Genomic DNA, 15239 nt, shown 5'->3' on the forward strand with positions numbered 1-15239 from the left:
GCACAGCAACGCGGTATCCGCTGCATCGTTGACAGCAGCGGTGAGGCCCTGCAGGCGGCACTGGTGCCGGGCAATCTTGAACTGGTCAAACCCAACCAGAAAGAGTTAAGCGCGCTGGTCAACCGCGAACTGACGCAGCCTGACGATGTTCGCACCGCCGCGCAGGAGCTGGTGCGCAGCGGCAAAGCGCGGCGCGTGGTGGTTTCCCTTGGCCCTCAGGGGGCGCTTGCAGTTGATGAATCGTCATCCGTTCAGGTTGTTCCGCCGCCGATGAAGAGTCAGAGCACGGTTGGCGCGGGTGACAGCATGGTGGGCGCGATGACGCTCAAACTGGCGCAGGGCGCGTCTCTGCTCGAAATGACACGCTACGGCGTAGCGGCGGGTAGCGCCGCCACCATCAACCAGGGCACACGTCTCTGTTCACTTGCCGATACGCAAAAAATCGTCGATTACCTGTCCCGAAATTAACGCCTGTTCCCCTTCGTCTTTACGGAGGGGAATGTCATCACCGAGTCGCCAAACGCAAACTATCGACTATGCTAAGAAAACTTCCATGATAACAATGAGGTGAATTATGAGCAGTGGTGACATCACACGCTACGTCGTGTCCATCAACCTTCATGAGGCATCGCTGACCGAGCTGAATGAGCTCAACAATGCGTTTACCCGGGCTAATTTTCTCCTCACGCTGACGGATGACGAGGGCAATATTCATGATTTAGGCACCCTGACATTTGGTCTGATCGGCGCCCTTAGTCAGGAAGAGGTTCAAGCGCTGGCCGCCAGTCTGGTGGAGAGCGTGACCGACAAGCCTGGCGAAATTAACGTGGATACATGGGAAAACTGGCGAAAAAAAGAACAATAAGTGCGCTGCATGAATTTAAACCGCTCAGGTGTGCGTTAGTTCGTATTTTTTTACCGCAATTATGCGCTAACTTTATGATCTGGCAGACAACATGGGAGAGTGAACATGTGGCAGGCTATCAGTCATCTTTTACGTGAGCAGCTGGGTGAAGGTGAAATTGAACTGCGTAACGAACTGCCAGGCGGTGAGATCCACGCCGCGTGGCATTTACGCTACGCAGGGCGCGATCTTTTCGTTAAATGCGATGAACGAGAGCTGCTTCCGATATTTACCGCCGAAGCCGATCAGCTGGAGCTGTTGTCGCGCAGTAAAACGGTGACGGTCCCACAGGTTCTGGCCGTAGGTAGCGACCGCGATTACAGTTTCCTGGTGATGGAGTACCTCCCCGCCCGTCCTCTGGATGCGCATAATGCATTCATTCTTGGCCAGCAGCTAGCGCGCCTCCATCAGTGGAGCGACCAGCCGCAGTTTGGGCTCGATTTTGACAACGACCTCTCCACCACGCCACAACCCAATGCCTGGCAGCGTCGCTGGTCGACTTTTTTTGCCGAGCAGCGCATTGGCTGGCAGCTTGAGCTTGCCGCCGAGAAAGGGCTGGAATTTGGCAATATTGATGCCATCGTCGAGCATGTTCAGCAGCGTCTGGCCTCCCACCAGCCTCAGGCGTCTCTGCTTCACGGCGACTTATGGTCCGATAACTGCGCGCTGGGTCCAAACGGCCCCTACATCTTCGACCCGGCCTGCTACTGGGGTGACAGAGAGTGCGATCTTGCCATGCTGCCGCTTCATCCGGAGCAGCCGCCGCAAATATATGACGGATACCAGTCTGTTTCCCCCCTGCCGCCCGGTTTCCTCGACCGCCAGCCGGTGTATCAGCTTTATACCCTGATGAACCGAGCCATTCTTTTTGGCGGAGAACACCTTGTTAACGCGCAGCGGGCACTTGAGCGTATGCTTGCCGCCTGAGACGCGAACGGGTGGCTATGCAGCCACCCGTGTCGCTTACAGAAAACCGAGCAGTGAGAAGAAGAAATATCCCGCCACAATGATAATCACGGGAAGAATATAGAGCGGGAAAATTTGCAGGAAAATGGTGTGACGCGGCACAACAATGCGGGATTCAATCTGCTCCCGACTCATGCCTTCCGGGCCTTTAGCCTGCTCCAGAATCAACTGATCCTCAACGCCTTCACGTAAAAAGCGCGTCTGACGGCTCATTCGCGCCCCAGAGGCCTGCAGTGCCAGCGCGACAAAGATCAGGGCGTATATCACCCAAAAGCCGATATTCAGCTGTTGATGAAAATCCGGGGTGGGTGAGTTGAACCAGAAGACATTCAAAAATGGAGTATTGAAACGCATCATCTCAATCATAACATGCGCAAAATCAAGCATTACCGCATTGATACCCGGCTGTTTTTCGCTGTGGTCGTACATAAATTTGAGTACAGAAATCAGCGTAGAAATGACGGCAGGAATAAAAATCACCCAGCCTGCAATACGTTTTAAGACCGCAATGCGTCCAGCTTGTTGATACGTCATCAGTTCCTCTTCATAAAGACGCGTTATTTGTGCCTAAGTCTACCTGCTGGTCATCAATTTCGCCCGCTCTTTAAAAGCAATATGCTAAATTGCAGATTGTGCTTAGCACTTATCGTCTGTCGTACACCCTGGATAAGGAGACGTTGTGATGTCGACACCGCGCCAAATTCTTGCCGCAATTTTTGACATGGATGGATTACTGATCGATTCCGAACCGCTGTGGGATCGCGCCGAACTGGACGTTATGGCCAGCCTGGGTGTGGATATCAGCCGCCGTAATGAACTACCCGATACGCTGGGCCTGCGCATCGACATGGTGGTTGACCTGTGGTTTGCCCAACAGCCGTGGGTGGGTCCAAGTCGTGATGAAGTGACCGCGCGCATTATCAGCCGCGCCATTTCGCTGGTGGAAGAGAATAGACCACTGCTGCCCGGCGTACGTGAGGCCGTCGCGCTGTGTAAAGCCCAGGGGCTGAAGGTCGGACTGGCCTCGGCTTCACCGCTGCATATGCTGGAAAAAGTGCTCGTCATGTTTGAACTTCGCGACAGTTTCGACGCGCTGGCGTCCGCTGAAAAATTGCCTTACAGCAAGCCGCACCCGCAGGTCTATCTGGACTGCGCCGCTAAGCTCGGCCTGGATCCCCTCAACTGCGTTGCGCTGGAAGACTCCGTTAACGGCATGGTCGCCTCTAAAGCCGCGCGGATGCGCTCCATTGTGGTGCCTGCGGAAGAAGGCCGCCACGATCCCCGGTTTGCCCTCGCCGATGTGAAGCTAAATTCACTGGCAGAACTCACGGCGCATCATCTGCAGGGCGGTTAACGCCCTCCTCCGGTTTGTGACAAACAGTTACACCGTCACCTCTTCCGCCTACTGTATAAAAACCCTATACTGTATGAATTGACAGTTTTGTGGGTTTTATCATGACGGCGGAAGGCCACCTGCTTTTTTCAATCGCGTGCGCGGTATTTGCCAAAAACGCTGAGCTCACCCCCGTGCTGGCACAGGGGGACTGGTGGCATATTGTTCCTTCCGCCGTATTGACCTGTCTGCTGCCCGACATCGACCACCCCAAGTCCTTCCTCGGACAGCGCCTGAAGTGGGTATCTAAACCCATCGCCCGCGCGTTCGGCCACCGGGGGTTTACGCACAGCCTGCTGGCCGTGTTTGGCCTGCTGACGCTTTTCTATTTAAAAGTGCCTGAAAGCTGGATAGTCCCCGCTGATGCCATTCAGGGGATGGTGCTGGGCTATTTAAGCCATATCCTTGCCGATATGCTGACGCCTGCGGGCGTGCCGCTACTTTGGCCCTGCCGCTGGCGTTTCCGTTTTCCCATCCTGGCGCCGCAAAAAGGTAACCAGCTTGAGCGGGTATTGTGCATGGCGCTGTTTGCTTACGCCGTCTGGATGCCGCAAACGTTGCCCGAAAACAGTGCAGTCCGCTGGTCATCCCAGATGATTAATTCGCTGCAATTTCAGTTCAATCGCTTTATTCATCACCAGATTGAACAGTAAACCAACAAAATTATCCCATTTGTCATAACCAATTCCATTTGGATATAAGCGCTACATCACACTTCTGCTAACCTTCCGCCAACAGGATCGGTAAAAACCGACCCGATAATAAATCAGGAGAACGGGGATGAATTTTCCACTCATCGCGAACGTCGTTGTGTTCGCTGTATTGCTATTGCTTCTCGCGCAGGCGCGCCACAAACAGTGGAGCCTGGCGAAAAAGGTGCTGGTTGGTCTGGCCATGGGTGTCGTATTTGGTCTGGCATTACAGGCAATTTATGGCTCCGATAATCCAGTTCTTAAAGATTCCATTCAGTGGTTCAACATCGTCGGTAACGGCTATGTCCAGCTGCTGCAGATGATCGTTATGCCGCTGGTGTTCGCCTCTATTCTGAGCGCCGTTGCCCGCCTGCATAACGCGACCCAGTTGGGAAAAATCAGCTTCCTGACCATTGGTACGCTGCTGTTCACCACGCTGATTGCCGCGCTGGTGGGTGTGCTGGTCACTAACCTGTTTGGCCTGACCGCAGAAGGTCTGGTTCAGGGTACCGCTGAAACGGCGCGTCTGACCGCGATTCAGACCAACTACGTTGGAAAAGTGGCTGACCTGACCGTGCCGCAGATGGTGCTTTCCTTCATTCCGAAGAACCCGTTTGCTGACCTGACCGGTGCGAGCCCAACCTCCATCATCAGCGTGGTTATTTTCGCCGCGTTCCTGGGCGTAGCGGCGCTGAAGCTGCTGAAAGACGACGCGCCAAAAGGCGAACGCGTGCTGACCGCGATTGACACCCTGCAAAGCTGGGTGATGAAGCTGGTTCGTCTGGTCATGCAGCTCACCCCCTACGGCGTTCTGGCGCTGATGACCAAAGTGGTTGCCGGCTCTAACCTGCAGGACATCATTAAGCTGGGCAGCTTCGTTGTCGCCTCTTATCTGGGCCTGGGCATTATGTTCGTGGTGCACGGCATCCTGCTGGGCGTGAACGGCGTCAGCCCGCTGAAGTACTTCCGTAAAGTCTGGCCGGTACTGACCTTTGCCTTCACCAGCCGCTCCAGCGCCGCGTCTATCCCGCTGAACGTGGAAGCGCAGACCCGTCGTCTGGGCGTGCCTGAATCCATCGCCAGCTTCTCTGCCTCCTTTGGTGCTACCATTGGTCAGAACGGCTGTGCGGGTCTGTACCCGGCGATGCTGGCGGTGATGGTTGCTCCTACAGTCGGCATCAACCCACTTGATCCGGTCTGGATCGCCACGCTGGTCGGGATTGTTACCGTAAGCTCCGCAGGCGTTGCGGGTGTTGGCGGTGGCGCAACCTTCGCCGCGCTGATTGTGCTGCCTGCGCTGGGTCTGCCCGTGACGCTGGTCGCCCTGCTGATCTCCGTTGAACCGCTGATCGACATGGGTCGTACCGCGCTAAACGTGAGCGGCTCCATGACCGCCGGCACGCTGACCAGCCAGTGGCTGAAGCAGACCGACAAAACGATTCTGGAAAGTGAAGACGACGCCGAGCTGGCGCACCGTTAATCACCGTCTGAAATAAAAAAACCGCCTGATGGCGGTTTTTTTATGGCTGTTATTCCTCAACCTCTTCATCCTGGCGGATCTGCATCGCCCATCGCTGCGCTGACTCCGGCACCGTAAAGGTGGGTGAGCGACGGAAATGTTCGCCGATCAGCACAAAGGCCACGTATTTCCCCCGCAGCAGCCAGACATCGCGAAAACCCTCCACTTTCAGGGCATGGTCAGGCGGCGCGGGCTCAACGCGGGGCACATAGCTAATTACCTGGCGGTTTTGTTGACGAAGAGGTTTCATAAGCGACTGGTTCACTAAAGCAAATTCTTGAAGCAGGAAAACTCTATGATAGCCGATCCTGCTGCCTTCCGTCGCGCCCCGAGTGGGTGAGAGGGCTCCTTTCGTTAATCACGTCATATGAAAACTCTTAGTTCGCGAACCATGTCGCGACATTGTTCTATCCTTAATAGGGTTTTTAGCAATGGATAAAGGAGAAGCGTGCAATGTCGAACAAAGATAAAACACATCAATCACCGATTCATGGCACTGAAGAATCCCAACCGGGTATGGACTCTCTCGCCCCTGCTGACGGCTCTCACCGCCCCTCGCCTGGCCCTTCCGCGCCGGGAGAACAGCCTACCGCACCGGGAAGCATGAAATCGCCGGATACGGGAAACGAGAAGCTGAAATCTCTTGAGCCACACCGTAAAGGCGGCGAAGGTTTTGCGCTCACCACCAATCAGGGCGTACGCATTGCTGACGATCAGAACTCCCTTCGCGCAGGCGCGCGCGGGCCTACCCTGCTGGAAGACTTTATCCTGCGGGAAAAAATTACCCACTTCGACCACGAGCGGATACCGGAACGTATCGTCCACGCGCGCGGTTCCGCTGCGCACGGCTACTTCCAGCCCTATAAGAGTCTGAAAGCGATCACTAAAGCGGATTTCCTCTCCGACCCGGATAAAATCACCCCGGTGTTTGTGCGTTTCTCCACCGTGCAGGGCGGTGCGGGGTCGGCAGATACCGTCCGGGATATCCGCGGCTTTGCCACCAAATTTTATACCGAAGAGGGGATTTTCGATCTGGTCGGCAACAACACCCCGGTGTTCTTCATTCAGGATGCGCATAAATTTCCTGACTTTGTCCATGCGGTAAAACCGGAGCCCCACTGGGCCATACCGCAGGGACAAAGCGCGCACGACACCTTCTGGGACTATGTCTCCCTGCAGCCTGAAACCTTACACAACGTGATGTGGGCGATGTCAGACCGAGGCATCCCCCGCAGCTACCGCACTATGGAAGGGTTTGGCATCCACACCTTCCGGATGATCAACGCCGAGGGGAAAGCCACGTTTGTCCGTTTCCACTGGAAGCCGGTGGCGGGTAAAGCCTCGCTGGTATGGGACGAGGCGCAGAAGCTGACCGGGCGCGATCCGGACTTCCATCGCCGCGAGCTGTGGGAGTCCATTGAAGCGGGCGACTTCCCGGAGTACGAGCTGGGTCTGCAGCTCATTCCGGAAGAGGACGAATTTAAGTTCGATTTCGATCTTCTGGACCCGACGAAGCTGATCCCTGAAGAGCTGGTACCGGTGCAGCTGGTAGGTAAAATGGTGCTCAACCGCAACCCGGATAACTTCTTTGCCGAAAACGAGCAGGCCGCGTTCCACCCGGGGCATATCGTGCCGGGGCTGGACTTCACCAACGATCCGCTTTTGCAGGGTCGTTTGTTCTCGTACACCGATACGCAGATCAGCCGTCTTGGCGGGCCGAACTTCCACGAAATTCCGATTAACCGCCCAACCTGCCCGTACCACAACTTCCAGCGCGACGGGATGCACCGTCAGGATATTGATACCAATCCGGCTAACTATGAGCCGAACTCCATCAACGATAACTGGCCGCGTGAAACCCCTCCCGGGCCGAAACGCGGTGGCTTCGAATCGTACCAGGAGCGTATCGATGGCAACAAAATTCGCGAGCGTAGCCCCTCGTTCGGCGAATATTACGCCCACCCTCGCCTGTTCTGGAACAGCCAGACGCCGATTGAGCAACAGCACATCATCGGCGGCTTCAGCTTTGAGCTGAGTAAAGTGGTGCGCACCTACATCCGCGAGCGGGTAGTCGATCAGCTGGCGCATATTGATATTCAGCTAGCCCAGAGCGTTGCGGATAACCTGGGCATTACGCTGACCGACGAGCAGCGCAATCTTGCCCCGCCGAAAGAGGTTAACGGGGTGAAGAAAGATCCGTCTCTGAGCCTGTATGCGGTGCCGGGCGGCTCGATTAAAGGCCGCGTGGTTGCCATTCTGCTGAACGACAAAACCCGCGCCAGCGACGTGCTGGAAATTATGCAGGCGCTTAAAACCCAGGGCGTGCATGCCAAACTGCTCTATTCCCGCATGGGTGAAGTGACGGCCGACGATGGTTCTGTGCTGCCGGTCGCGGCGACCTTTGCCGGTGCGCCATCGCTGACCGTCGATGCGGTAATTGTGCCGGGCGGGGATATTGCCAGCCTGCTGACCAACGGCGACGCCGTCTATTATCTGCTGGAAGCCTATAAGCACCTGAAGCCGATCGCGCTGTCCGGCGACGCGCGACAGTTTAAGGCGCAGCTGAAGGTAGCCGATCAGGGTGAGGACGGCATTGTCGAGGGAGATAACGTTGACGATGCCTTTATGACGAAGCTGTTTGATTTGCTCGCCGCGCACCGAGTCTGGTCGCGAAGCAGCAAGATTGACCAGATACCGGCGTAAAAAAGCCGGGTGGCGCTTGCGCTTACCCGGCCTACATTCGATTGGTTTTGTAGGCCCGGTAAGGCAAAGCCGCCACCGGGCTTTATTTCAAAGATCCCCGAACGTCCCCAAACGATACCCTCGCTCGGCAATCGCGTATTTCAACGACGGCGACGTCAGGACATCCAGCTCCGCCAGGCGCGGCCAGCAGTAGGCGCTTTTATGCACGGTATGATCGACAAAAGCAGGATGCGCCATGACCTCCAGCGACCGTTCCCCTCGCGCGGCGGAATCATCCAGCACCGTCAGGAACAGCGCGTCGCTGATCTCTTCTCCGTAAAATGCGCTGCTGAACCCCTCTGTGGTGGTGACAGCGCAGTCCGGCAATCCGCGCACCTCCCGATCCACGCGCATCGCGACGCCGTTGCGCTTTGCGAAATCAGCGACAATCGGGAAAATCGCCGGGATCATATGCACGTGGTGATGGCTATCGATGTGCGTCGGCGCCCTACCAAACACATCAACAAAGCGGTTGAACTGACTCTCCAGCTCGCGGGCAATCTCTTCGAGCGGCAGAGCACCCTGCTCCGCCAGTTCCCAAATCCATTTGCCCAGCTGGCCGTCGCGCGTCAGGCCCGGCATTGGAGAAAGCGGCATCCCGAGCGTCAGTACAAAATGCATGCCGACGCCCAGCTCAGGCACCTCGCGGCTCAGCTGCGCCGCGTGTTCAACCGCCTCACCATTAACCAGCGCCGTGGTAGAGGTCACCACACCCCGGCGACAGGCTTCAATAATGCCGTAGTTCTGGCCTTTCGAGAGGCCAAAATCATCAGCATTAACGATCAGCAGGTTTTCCATTGTGCGTCCTCTTATTGCTGTTTGAACTTCAGCTTCTCGATTGTAGCGGCAAAGTTTGGCAACCATTTCTCATGCGCCAGGATCATCTCGCTGGCCAGCTGCTCCGCGTCGCGGTCGGAATGCACCAGCGGGCTAAGGTTCAACGCCAGCAGCACGTCATTGAGTTCGCCGCTTAGCGCCGCATTGCTTGCTGCCACTTCAAAGCCTTTGATGGTATGAATCAGGCCCATGACCTTGTCATCGAAGCGGGTGATACGGGGATGCGGTTTAGCACCATCGCGTCCCAGGATGCAGGTCATCTCAACCGCCCAGTCAGCCGGAATATTGTCGATATGGCCATGATGCGGCACATTCACATAGTGCTCAGCCTGCTTGTCGTTGTAGATGGCGTTGATCACTTCGCACGCCGCATCGGAGTAGTAGGCCCCGCCGCGCTGCTCCAGCTCTTTCGGTTTGACGTTCAGGTTCGGATCTTTATACAAATCGAACAGCTGCTTCTCGACCTTCTGAACGATCTGCGCACGCGCGCCGCCCTTATAGTACTCTCCCATTTCGATGGCCAGCATCTCTTTCTGCTTGAAGTAGTAAAGCAAATACGAGCAAGGCAGCAGATTCAGCGAGCGGATCAACCCTTCGCTGAACGGCAGGTCAAAGATGTTTTTCACCGATGCCGCCGTCAGGCGACCGGAAGCCACGCCGTCCAGCAGTTCGGCAAACCGCGATTTACCGTTCACGATAACGTCTTTAATGAATACCATGTGATTCAGGCCGAACAGGTCGATGGAGAGGTCGTCGCTGTCGGTCAGCTCCAGCACGTCGCGGATGAACATCTTCATGCCGATCGGAATATTACAGACGCCGATAAAACGTTTGAAGTTCGTATGCCGATAGACCGCCTCGGTCACCATCCCGGCCGGGTTGGTGAAGTTAATCACCCACGCGTTCGGGCAGATCTCCTGCACGTCTTTGACGATGTCGAAAATGACCGGGATGGTACGCAGGCCTTTAAAAAGGCCGCCCGCGCCGTTGGTCTCCTGCCCGAGATAGCCGTGGCTCAGGGGAATACGTTCGTCCAGCTCACGCGCTTTCAGCTGGCCGACGCGCAGCTGGGTGGTCACGAAATCCGCATCTTTCAGCGCCAGACGACGGTCCAGGGTTTTATGCACGGTCAAAGACACGCCGGCTTTTTCCACCATGCGCTTGCACAGGTCGAAAATAATATTCAGCTTTTCCTGACCTTCCTCAACGTCCACCAGCCATAATTCGCTGACTGGTAATTCATGATAACGTTTCAGAAAGCCTTCCAGTAATTCCGGGGTATAGCTGCTGCCGCCACCAATGGTTACGACTTTTAATTTCTTCTGCATAATATCTCCCTTAGCGTATCAGGTTAATCGCCTGCAAGGTATAGCGTGCTCTTCCCGCTATTTGGGCAAGCCATTAAAGCAATATTCGTGGCGGGTAATCCGCCGACAGTTAATTAATTACCGTTAAATTTTTCCGGTAACTGTTCGGGGTAAATGACGTCAATTTCTTAAAGGTTTTAATAAACAGGCTGGGACTGCTGTATCCTGACTCGTATGCAATATCGGTGACAGAATAGTTGGTAATTTCCAGCTGTTTTTTAGCAAAATTAATGCGGATTTCATTAATAATTTGCACGGGCGTTTTACGATAATAACGCTGCGTCGCGCGGGTCAGATATTCCTGGGATTTCCCCGACAGGGAGACCATATTTTCCAGCGCATTTTCGCTGAACTGGCCTTTATCGTGCATCAGCTCAACGGTGCTGCGCAGCCACTGTGGAATATCATCCGTTACCTGCTGCTCTTCCCGATGGTGGCGCAGCCGGTTCATCACGTAGAAGGTCACCGTTTCAATAAACTCATCAAATTCATTGTCGCGGAAGTTAAGCGAGGCGATAACCGTTTCAATCCAGGTCATGAACTCGTTTTTGACCCGATAGACCTGGGAGGCCACAAAGCAGAACGGCACCAGCGGCAGATAGTGCTTCTCGAAGAATCGTCTGCTGACGCCCACGTTCAGAATACGGGTGGCACCAAATTCGTAAAAGCTCTGGTGATAAGACCCCATCGGCAGGAAGACAAAATCCCCTCGTTCAAGCAGGACGCGCTTACCGTTGATCTCCTGGTAGTAGCGACCGGTCAGAACAATCGTGAACTCGTAGTAGTCATGCTGGTGCAGACCGCTGGCGCTCTCCGTTTTGTTGTAGATAACCACGTGAAAATTTTTGCCGTTAAACAGCTGTTGTTCAAGCGCGGTTTTGATTTCCATCGTGCTGACCTCCTGCTACTCAGTCTGACTTACTGCATCTTCTCGTGAAGCTCAATGAGTTCCGCCACCAGCTCGCGCGCCAGCATCGAGGTCATCAGGTGATCCTGCGCGTGAACAAGCACCAGGCTGACCTTCATCTTCCCTTCGCCCTGATCGTTTTCAATCAGCTTTGTTTGCACCAGATGCGCTTCGTTCAGCGCCGTGCGGGACTGGTCCATCATGGTTTTTGCCGCGGCGAAATCCCCCTGCTTGGCCTGCTTCAGTGCGCCATAGGCCAGGCTGCGGGCCTGCCCGGAGTTGATGATAAGCCCCATCACCACTTCTTCGAGATCGTTCTCAACGGCTTCGTCTGCGACAATACTATCCAAATCTAACATGTTTAAGCTCCTTGTGGCTGGCGCGGGTTTCCCCGCGCCGGTCAATCTTAGAATTTCAGTGAGAGGGCAATATCCTCTTCGCTCTCTTCTTCATCAATGATGGTGGCGGCTTTGTTGGCAATCGCCACGAACGGCATGTACAGCAGGGTGGCAACCCCGAGGTTGAATATCGCCAGCAGGAAGGCTGCGACGCTGCCGTTGGTGTTGAAGAAGGCGCCCAGACCCGCCGGCATGGTCCACGGTGCAATATTGGTGACCGGTGGAATGATGCCCATGTAATACGCCGTCAGGGTGATAGCGGCCAGCAGCGGCTGAATCAGGATGAACGGAATGAACATTACCGGGTTCATGATGATTGGCAGACCGAACAGAATCGGTTCGTTAATCTGGAAGATGCCTGATGGCAGCGCCAGCTTCGCGACCTGACGGTAGTCAGCACGGCGAGAGACAATAAAGACCGCGATGATCAGACCCAAGGTTGCCCCGGTACCGCCCAGGAAGATATAGGAGTCAAGCATCGGCTTCGCCCACACATGGAAGGTTTTACCCGCTGCCAGCGCCGCGTCAACGGAGCCGTACTGTTGGTAAAGCGCAACGTTTTCCAGTGCCCATGGGGTCATAATTCCGCTGTCCAGCGCGGCCAGTGCCAGTGAACCATGCACGCCAAAGAACCACAGCAGAGAGGTGAAAATCACATACGCCCAACCGACCACGCCACCCATCGAAGCCAGCGGCGTAGAGATAGAGTCCATGATGATCTGGTGGAAGTTTGTGCCCCAGTGGGAGAGCGCCCAGGCGATAATCCCCATGATGGAGAGAATAATGAAGCCCGGAATCAACGCGGAAAATGAACGAGAAACAGAAGCCGGTACGCTATCCGGCAGGCGGATAACCCAGTTGCGGCGGATAATAAAGGTGAACATCTCTGCCACCACCAGGCCGATAACAATACCGGAGATGATGTTGGCCCCGCCCAGCCAGTTGGCGCCAACGGCATAGGCTTCACCCACGCTGTATGGCGTTACGGTCATAAAGGCGGCGACGGATAATAACCCGGCGGCCAGCGGATCCACCTTACGCTCTTCTGCCAGTGCCATCCCAATAAAGAAAGGCGCCATCAGCGACATAATCCCCAACGTACCGTTATAGACGTTGCCGCCGATGGCTTTAAAACCATTAAGGGTTTCAATAGTAGAAGCGTCTAACCGAATTCCTAATGAATAAAAGAAGGAACCTTCACCAAAGCTCAGAAAAACGTTGTTAATTAAAACGAACATGGCCCCGGCCAGCGTCAACGGCATTAATTTAATAAAGCCGTTTTTGATGGCATTAACGTGAGGCTGCTTTCCTATTTTAACAGCAAAAGGAAGGAGTACCTTTTCAAGTGAAGCGATGACTTTACTCATAGGAAAATACCCTTAAATGCCGTAACGCATGTTACGGCGTATTGTGTGTGAAATAACTCTTTGACGGGAAAAATAAAAATTAATTAGCAGCTTTTTTAATGGCTGACACAGCAGCTTTAAGAACACCTAAACCATCAATTTTGCCGTACAGCCCCGAGTCGATCACTTCGACCGGTTTATTCGGTAACAGTCGTTGAATTTCGGGCAACATATAGGCAATTTGCGGTCCCAGTAAAACGACATCGGCTGTCTGACCTTTTTCGCCCGCCAGCGTCTCGGGGAACGCTTCAATCACCACAGGGACTTCATACTTTTCAGCCTGCGCACGCATCTTTGAAACCAGAAGCGAGGTTGACATGCCCGCTGAGCAGAACAGGTAGATATGTTTCTTTTCCATCGTGATTTCCCTCTTGTATGACTACCTGCCATCGCGCTATCACTCGACTCGCTGTCCCAGCAGACAGGTAGCTTGCGTACTGTTGTTTATCGTTGGAGTGAGTATACGCAATGGTACAGACAGGGGATAATTCTGGATAGACTCAAATTGTCTCTCATTGACCTGGCTTGTTGACTCCCTTCACATTTCGGGCAAATAATTCGCGCAAAGAAATAAGATTTTCTGATACATAAAAAAACCGGCCCTGGGGGCCGGTTTTTTACATCCTCAGGCAAGCAGGGTTACTGCGCCTTAGGTGCCTGCGGATCGGTATCGTATTCAGCACAGGTCTGATAGCCGGAGTTAATCACATGGCCGGTATCATCCAGGGCGACAAAGTAGGTTTCTGCCTTACCATCACGTTGACCCAGGATATAGGTCTGGCAGGTCCCTTTCGCATGAATCATGGTCACTTCAGAAGAAGGTTTACCGGCAATCGCAGCCACCTGCGAACGGGTCATCCCTTTTTTAACGTCTTTTACTACGGGCTGCGTAAACTGATCCTTAGTGCGATCGTAAGCCGTACACCCTGCCAGCATAGTCAGTACCGCCGCTGCGCTAAGAATTCCTGCTACGTTCTTGTTCATATTCCGTCCTCTTGTTTATCAGCGTGTTATCTAAGCATGGGATAAAAAGTACTATTGTTCAACTTTGTGAGTTACGCCAGACGAATTTCGGAAAATTCTAATAAAACAACGATAAGCTGCTAAATCGGCGCAAATTAGCGCACTCGAAACTGTGATCCTTGTCGTTTCTCGTCCAAAGGGTTAGTTTTAACAGTTAACACATTCTGTTTATGTACTGCATATGGAGGGCGTGATGGCTCTGCAACAAGAGATTATTCAGGCACTGGGCGCGAAGCCTACGGTAGATGCACATGAAGAGATCCGCCGCAGCGTGGATTTTTTAAAATCGTACTTAAAAAAGAACGCTTTCCTGAAATCCCTGGTGCTGGGTATCAGCGGCGGCCAGGATTCTACCCTGACCGGTAAACTCTGCCAGATGGCGATTTCAGAGCTTCGCGAAGAGACGGGCGATGAGACGCTGCAGTTTATCGCTGTGCGCCTTCCTTACGGCGTACAGGCGGACGAGCAGGATTGCCAGGATGCCATTGCCTTCATTCAGCCTGACCGCGTGCTCACCGTGAATATTAAGGGCTCGGTGCTGGCAAGCGAGCAGGCGCTTCGCGAAGCGGGCATTGAGCTGAGCGATTTTGTCCGCGGCAACGAAAAAGCCCGCGAACGTATGAAAGCACAGTACAGCATCGCAGGGATGACCAAAGGCGTCGTGGTCGGCACCGACCATGCGGCAGAAGCGATCACCGGTTTCTTCACTAAGTATGGCGACGGCGGCACCGACATTAACCCGATCTTCCGCCTGAACAAGCGTCAGGGCAAGCAGCTGCTTGCCGCGCTGGGCTGTCCTGAGCATCTGTACAAGAAAGCGCCGACAGCCGATCTGGAGGACGATCGCCCTTCCCTGCCGGATGAAGCAGCGCTTGGCGTCACCTATGACAACATTGATGATTATCTGGAAGGCAAAAAGCTGGATGAACGTACCGCGAAAATCATCGAAGGCTGGTATCTGAAAACCGAGCACAAGCGCCACACGCCCATTACGGTGTTTGACGACTTCTGGAAAAAATAAAGCAAAACGGTAACCCCGTTTAGTAGGCCGGGTAAGGCGTCGCCGCCACCCGGCTCTTTTTTAA

General features: G+C 54.4%; 17 protein-coding genes. 8 read left to right on the top strand and 9 right to left on the bottom strand.

Features of this window, described 5'->3' with window-relative positions; genetic code table 11:
* The 3 genes from ACWYRJ_RS12490 to ACWYRJ_RS12500 all read left to right on the top strand — a co-directional run.
* Positions 1-468 (top strand): PfkB family carbohydrate kinase (locus ACWYRJ_RS12490; protein WP_455507980.1); only part of this gene is annotated, 468 nt, incomplete at its 5' end.
* A 106-nt stretch (positions 469-574) separates the two neighbouring features.
* Positions 575-865 (top strand): type V toxin-antitoxin system endoribonuclease antitoxin GhoS, encoded by a 291-nt coding sequence (gene ghoS, locus ACWYRJ_RS12495; RefSeq protein ID WP_249575873.1) that lies wholly within the window; start codon positions 575-577, stop codon positions 863-865.
* Positions 866-970: 105 nt separating this feature from the next.
* Positions 971-1831 (top strand): fructosamine kinase family protein, encoded by an 861-nt coding sequence (locus tag ACWYRJ_RS12500; RefSeq protein WP_024909435.1) that lies wholly within the window; start codon positions 971-973, stop codon positions 1829-1831.
* 36 nt (positions 1832-1867) lie between these two features.
* Here ACWYRJ_RS12500 and ACWYRJ_RS12505 read toward each other — a convergent pair whose 3' ends face one another.
* The gene (locus ACWYRJ_RS12505; protein ID WP_023311291.1) at positions 1868-2404 is read right to left on the bottom strand and encodes a YniB family protein; all 537 of its coding nucleotides are present in this window, start codon (positions 2402-2404) and stop codon (positions 1868-1870) included.
* A 148-nt stretch (positions 2405-2552) separates the two neighbouring features.
* Here ACWYRJ_RS12505 and hxpB point away from each other — a divergent pair, with 148 nt between their 5' ends.
* From hxpB to ACWYRJ_RS12520, 3 genes are all read left to right on the top strand, one after another.
* Positions 2553-3224 carry a hexitol phosphatase HxpB gene (gene hxpB, locus ACWYRJ_RS12510; RefSeq protein WP_223581927.1) on the top strand — a complete coding sequence of 224 codons (672 nt, stop codon included), beginning with the start codon at positions 2553-2555 and terminating at the stop codon, positions 3222-3224.
* A 101-nt stretch (positions 3225-3325) separates the two neighbouring features.
* Positions 3326-3916 (top strand): metal-dependent hydrolase, encoded by a 591-nt coding sequence (locus ACWYRJ_RS12515; protein WP_014883483.1) that lies wholly within the window; start codon positions 3326-3328, stop codon positions 3914-3916.
* Between the two features lie 127 nt (positions 3917-4043).
* Entirely contained in the window at positions 4044-5435 is a 1392-nt protein-coding gene (locus ACWYRJ_RS12520; protein ID WP_111965608.1) for an L-cystine transporter, read from the top strand.
* A 49-nt stretch (positions 5436-5484) separates the two neighbouring features.
* On the opposite strand, the gene cedA is transcribed toward ACWYRJ_RS12520, so the two are convergent.
* On the bottom strand, positions 5485-5739 hold the full coding sequence (gene cedA, locus ACWYRJ_RS12525) for a cell division activator CedA (protein ID WP_072032690.1): 255 nt from the start codon (positions 5737-5739) through the stop codon (positions 5485-5487).
* 188 nt (positions 5740-5927) lie between these two features.
* On the opposite strand from cedA, the gene katE reads away from it, so the two are divergent.
* Positions 5928-8177 (top strand): catalase HPII, encoded by a 2250-nt coding sequence (gene katE / locus ACWYRJ_RS12530; protein ID WP_455507981.1) that lies wholly within the window; start codon positions 5928-5930, stop codon positions 8175-8177.
* 87 nt (positions 8178-8264) lie between these two features.
* Here the strand turns inward: katE and chbG are convergent, their stop codons facing one another.
* The 7 genes from chbG to osmE all read right to left on the bottom strand — a co-directional run bounded on the left by chbG (position 8265) and on the right by osmE (position 14115).
* Positions 8265-9014, bottom strand: a complete 750-nt coding sequence (gene chbG / locus ACWYRJ_RS12535) for a chitin disaccharide deacetylase (protein WP_111965606.1) — start codon at positions 9012-9014, stop codon at positions 8265-8267.
* A gap of 11 nt (positions 9015-9025) precedes the next feature.
* Positions 9026-10381, bottom strand: coding sequence for a 6-phospho-beta-glucosidase (locus tag ACWYRJ_RS12540; protein ID WP_455507982.1), 1356 nt, complete (start codon positions 10379-10381; stop codon positions 9026-9028).
* Positions 10382-10490: 109 nt separating this feature from the next.
* Positions 10491-11309 carry a transcriptional regulator ChbR gene (gene chbR / locus ACWYRJ_RS12545; protein WP_029740446.1) on the bottom strand — a complete coding sequence of 273 codons (819 nt, stop codon included), beginning with the start codon at positions 11307-11309 and terminating at the stop codon, positions 10491-10493.
* 29 nt (positions 11310-11338) lie between these two features.
* On the bottom strand, positions 11339-11686 hold the full coding sequence (gene chbA / locus ACWYRJ_RS12550) for a PTS N,N'-diacetylchitobiose transporter subunit IIA (protein ID WP_455507983.1): 348 nt from the start codon (positions 11684-11686) through the stop codon (positions 11339-11341).
* Between the two features lie 47 nt (positions 11687-11733).
* Positions 11734-13092, bottom strand: a complete 1359-nt coding sequence (gene chbC, locus ACWYRJ_RS12555; protein ID WP_032657878.1) for a PTS N,N'-diacetylchitobiose transporter subunit IIC — start codon at positions 13090-13092, stop codon at positions 11734-11736.
* Positions 13093-13171: 79 nt separating this feature from the next.
* Complete coding sequence (gene chbB, locus ACWYRJ_RS12560; protein WP_455507984.1) at positions 13172-13489, bottom strand: PTS N,N'-diacetylchitobiose transporter subunit IIB; 318 nt, start codon at positions 13487-13489, stop codon at positions 13172-13174.
* A gap of 281 nt (positions 13490-13770) precedes the next feature.
* Positions 13771-14115: an osmotically-inducible lipoprotein OsmE gene (gene osmE / locus ACWYRJ_RS12565; protein ID WP_010430142.1), complete on the bottom strand. Its 345-nt coding sequence runs from the start codon at positions 14113-14115 to the stop codon at positions 13771-13773.
* A 232-nt stretch (positions 14116-14347) separates the two neighbouring features.
* On the opposite strand from osmE, the gene nadE reads away from it, so the two are divergent.
* The gene (nadE, locus tag ACWYRJ_RS12570) at positions 14348-15175 is read left to right on the top strand and encodes an ammonia-dependent NAD(+) synthetase (RefSeq protein WP_111965602.1); all 828 of its coding nucleotides are present in this window, start codon (positions 14348-14350) and stop codon (positions 15173-15175) included.
* The last annotated feature ends 64 nt before the right edge of the window (positions 15176-15239 follow it).

The organism is Enterobacter sp. (genome assembly GCF_977039595.1).

What these genes read in the sequence shown, in the direction of transcription:
- ghoS (WP_249575873.1), top strand. Translation starts at nt 575, where the DNA reads ATGAGCAGTGGTGACATCACACGCTACGTCGTGTCCATCAACCTTCAT.
- ACWYRJ_RS12500 (WP_024909435.1), top strand. Translation starts at nt 971, where the DNA reads ATGTGGCAGGCTATCAGTCATCTTTTACGTGAGCAGCTGGGTGAAGGT.
- ACWYRJ_RS12505 (WP_023311291.1), bottom strand. Translation starts at nt 2,404, where the DNA reads ATGACGTATCAACAAGCTGGACGCATTGCGGTCTTAAAACGTATTGCA.
- hxpB (WP_223581927.1), top strand. Translation starts at nt 2,553, where the DNA reads ATGTCGACACCGCGCCAAATTCTTGCCGCAATTTTTGACATGGATGGA.
- ACWYRJ_RS12515 (WP_014883483.1), top strand. Translation starts at nt 3,326, where the DNA reads ATGACGGCGGAAGGCCACCTGCTTTTTTCAATCGCGTGCGCGGTATTT.
- ACWYRJ_RS12520 (WP_111965608.1), top strand. Translation starts at nt 4,044, where the DNA reads ATGAATTTTCCACTCATCGCGAACGTCGTTGTGTTCGCTGTATTGCTA.
- katE (WP_455507981.1), top strand. Translation starts at nt 5,928, where the DNA reads ATGTCGAACAAAGATAAAACACATCAATCACCGATTCATGGCACTGAA.
- chbG (WP_111965606.1), bottom strand. Translation starts at nt 9,014, where the DNA reads ATGGAAAACCTGCTGATCGTTAATGCTGATGATTTTGGCCTCTCGAAA.
- ACWYRJ_RS12540 (WP_455507982.1), bottom strand. Translation starts at nt 10,381, where the DNA reads ATGCAGAAGAAATTAAAAGTCGTAACCATTGGTGGCGGCAGCAGCTAT.
- chbR (WP_029740446.1), bottom strand. Translation starts at nt 11,309, where the DNA reads ATGGAAATCAAAACCGCGCTTGAACAACAGCTGTTTAACGGCAAAAAT.
- chbA (WP_455507983.1), bottom strand. Translation starts at nt 11,686, where the DNA reads ATGTTAGATTTGGATAGTATTGTCGCAGACGAAGCCGTTGAGAACGAT.
- chbC (WP_032657878.1), bottom strand. Translation starts at nt 13,092, where the DNA reads ATGAGTAAAGTCATCGCTTCACTTGAAAAGGTACTCCTTCCTTTTGCT.
- chbB (WP_455507984.1), bottom strand. Translation starts at nt 13,489, where the DNA reads ATGGAAAAGAAACATATCTACCTGTTCTGCTCAGCGGGCATGTCAACC.
- osmE (WP_010430142.1), bottom strand. Translation starts at nt 14,115, where the DNA reads ATGAACAAGAACGTAGCAGGAATTCTTAGCGCAGCGGCGGTACTGACT.
- nadE (WP_111965602.1), top strand. Translation starts at nt 14,348, where the DNA reads ATGGCTCTGCAACAAGAGATTATTCAGGCACTGGGCGCGAAGCCTACG.